General features: G+C 47.0%; 1 protein-coding gene. It reads left to right on the plus strand.

Annotation, left to right across the window (positions count from 1 at the left end):
• Positions 1-99: 99 nt before the first annotated feature.
• Positions 100-922: phage tail tape measure protein (locus OW491_RS18090; protein ID WP_290037286.1), on the plus strand; the 823-nt coding region annotated here is incomplete at its 3' end.

Below are 922 nucleotides of genomic sequence, written 5' to 3' on the forward strand. Positions count from 1 at the left end.
AAACCAGTTTGAACGCAGCGAGCGAGCAGTAATGAGCGCAATTAGCCGGTTGTTTAGTAATTAGTTGAAATCAAGAGCGGGTAAGCATCACGCATGAGTATGGAAAAGCTACTAATGCACGTGGCACTGGTTGATCAAATCACCAAGCCACTGCAAGGCATTACCAAAGAAGTGCAATCTTCCATGGAAGCAGGTAAGCAAGGCATGCAGAACATGGCGACAGGTGGTGCGGGTTTGGTGGCTACTGGCTTTGCTATTCAAAATGCGTTGATGCCTGCGATTGAAATGGACAGAAAACTTGGTGAGGTGAAATCACTGGGTGTACTGGATGAAGATCTTGCCCAGCTTTCAAAAACGGCGCTCTGGACATCGGTTCAATATGGTAAGTCAGCGACAGATATTGTCGGGGCTTCCTATGATATTAAATCGGCATTTGGTGGTATTAGCGGTGCAGAACTCTCTGACATCACCAAAAGCTCGGCCGTTCTCGCGGCAGCAACGAAAGCAGACACGGCTACCATCACCAATTACATGGGGACAATGTACGGCATATTTAAAAATAGTGCTGATGAAATGGGAACAGGGATTTGGTCAAAGCAAGTTGCTGGTATGACCGCTCAATCTGTTGAGATGTTCAAGACTACAGGCGCAGGAATGAGCAGTGCGTTTACCAGTGTAGGCGCTAATGCAACGGCGGCTGGTATTGCCATGGAAGAGCAAATGGCAATTTTGGGTACTCTACAGTCAACAATGAGTGGCAGTGAAGCGGGTACTAAATACCGTGCTTTCTTAGGTGGCGTAGCAAAAGCCCAAGATAAGCTTGGGCTCAGTTTTACGGATAGTCATGGCAATATGCTTCCAATGCTCGACATTCTTGAAGAGCTAAAAGGGAAGTACGGGGATCTGTCTCTTATACACATCT

Origin of the sequence: Neptunomonas sp. CHC150 (assembly GCF_030397555.1) — a bacterium.
In the GTDB taxonomy this organism is placed as follows: domain Bacteria; phylum Pseudomonadota; class Gammaproteobacteria; order Pseudomonadales; family Balneatricaceae; genus Neptunomonas; species Neptunomonas phycophila.